General features: G+C 69.8%; 3 protein-coding genes. All 3 read left to right on the forward strand.

Features of this window, described 5'->3' with window-relative positions:
- Positions 1-271: dihydroxy-acid dehydratase (locus tag EN742_RS32460; protein ID WP_189375699.1), on the forward strand; the 271-nt coding region annotated here is incomplete at its 5' end.
- A gap of 75 nt (positions 272-346) precedes the next feature.
- Positions 347-613 carry an amidohydrolase family protein gene (locus tag EN742_RS32465; RefSeq protein WP_127405850.1) on the forward strand — a complete coding sequence of 89 codons (267 nt, stop codon included), beginning with the start codon at positions 347-349 and terminating at the stop codon, positions 611-613.
- A 68-nt stretch (positions 614-681) separates the two neighbouring features.
- Positions 682-2,213: diguanylate cyclase (locus EN742_RS32470; RefSeq protein ID WP_128333750.1), on the forward strand; the 1,532-nt coding region annotated here is incomplete at its 3' end.

A 2,213-nucleotide genomic window follows, 5' to 3' on the forward strand; every position in this document is an offset into this window, starting at 1 on the left:
GCATGTCTCGCCGGAGGCTGCCGCGGGCGGTCCGCTCGCTCTGGTGAGGAGCGGCGACATGATCCGCCTCGATGTGCCGGCGCGCTGCATCGACATGCTGGTCGACGACGCCGAACTGGCGCGCCGGGCGGCGATTGCCCGCCCGGCGGTGGAGCGGCCGGCGCGAGGATATGCCCGGCTCTACTACGACCATGTGCTGCAGGCCGACCAGGGCTGCGACTTCGATTTCCTGACCGCTTCCGGGGCCGCCGATAAGGAGGAGGCGCAATGAGCGCGGCGCACTTCCCGGCGGAAACGGCGCCCCCGGCGGTGCCTGCCGCCGCTGGCGCCGGCGCGACGCACGGCGTTGCGCCTGCCCGAGGGCAGCTGCGACGCGCATGCCCATGTCTTCGCCTCGGCCTGTCCGCTCGACCCGGCGCGCGGCTACACGCCGGCCATGGTCACGGTCCAGGACTACCGCCGGGTCATGGATGCCTATGGCATCGATCGCGCCGTGCTGGTGCAACCCAGCGTCTACGGTTTCGACAACAGCGCGCTGCTGTCGGCGCCTGCGGCCCTGCCCGGCACGTTGCGCGGCGTCGACGAAGCCTATCGCTGGCGGCGCCCCACCTGACCCGGCGGTAACTGTTTCTTGTCTGGTTTTGTGCACACTGTCTCCAACAGGGCGGACAAAAATCGGGCATGGCGGACGACAAGACACGCAAGGGGGAGTTCTGGGCGCTGGCGCTGGAACGTGCTCATCTCGGCGTCTGGGACTGGAACGTCGCGAGCGGCGATTGCTACTACTCGCCGACCTGGTTGAAGATGCTCGGCTACGCCGAGGGCGAGCTTGCCGCCACGGCGGATCTCTGGCTGACGCTCACCCATCCCGACGACCGCGAGCGGGCACTGGCCAGCGGCGAGCGCCACATCGCCGGCCTGACGGAGTCCATCGAGACGGAGCTGCGCCTCAGGCACAAGGATGGCCACTGGGTCTGGGTGCTCGACCGCGGCGGCATCGTCGAGCGCGACGCCGAGGGCCGGGCGCTGCGGCTGATGGGCGTGCAGACCGACATCACCCGGCGAAAACAGGCCGAGGCGGCACTCGATGAGGTCAATGTGCGCTTCCGCCTGGCGCTCGCCGCCAGCGGCACCGGTATCTGGCACTATGACATCGCCACCAACAAGAGCTTCTGGGATGCCCGCAGCCGGGAGATCTTCGGCCTGGTCAGCGATACCGACGAGGTTTCGGCCGGCCTCTGGCACACCTATCTGCATCCCGACGACAAGGAAGCCACCGAGCGGGCGCACCTGCCGCCGCCCGGCTCCGACGCCGTAACCGCCTCGCAATATCGCATCATCAGGCGCGACGGCGAGATCCGCCATCTGGAATCGCTGGTCCGCTTCATTGCCTGCGCCGGTGGCGCCGGCCAGATCCTCGGCACCGTGCGCGACATCACCGAGGACAAGAAGCGCTCGCAGGAACTCACCTACGCCGCCAACCACGACGCCCTGACCGGCCTGCTCAACCGCGCCGCCTTCGACCGGCTGCTGGCTGACCACATCGCCACGCAGCGCCGGCTGCCGCTCGCCGTCTTCTATGTCGACCTCGACTACTTCAAGGCGCTGAACGACTTCGCCGGCCATGCCGCCGGCGACCTCGCGCTGAAAAGCATCGCCGCCGGCATCCTCGCCAGCCTGCCGTCCTCGGCGCACGCGGCGCGGCTTGGCGGCGACGAATTCGCGCTGCTGGTGCCGAACTGCGGTCAGGCCGAGGCCGAGCGCCTTGCCGACGCCGTCCTTGCCGCCGTGCGCAATGCCGAGCTGGCGGCGACGACGCGAAAGCTCGCGGCCAGCATCGGCATCGCCTTTGTCAGCGACAGTGACACCAGGGTCGCCGATGCGCTGGCCTGCGCCGACGATGCCTGCTACGCGGCCAAGGCCGCCGGGCGCAACCGTTTTGCGGTGTTCTCGGTGGAGACGGCCTCCGGTTCCGGCGGCCTCAATGCCGCGCGGCTCGCCGCCGACCTGGTCGATGCCATGGAGGACGGCAGGCTGAAACTGTTCGGCCAGCAGATCCACCGGCTCGGCCGGCCCTGGCGCGACAGCCGCCAGGTCGAGGTGCTGGCGCGGCTTTCTGCCCGCAACGGCAAGATGATCCCGCCCGGCGAGTTCATCTCCGTGGCGGAGCGCTTCGGCATCGCCGCCAGGCTCGACCGCTGGATCGTCAGGGC

This window comes from Mesorhizobium sp. M4A.F.Ca.ET.020.02.1.1, assembly GCF_004022645.1.
Classification (GTDB): domain Bacteria; phylum Pseudomonadota; class Alphaproteobacteria; order Rhizobiales; family Rhizobiaceae; genus Mesorhizobium.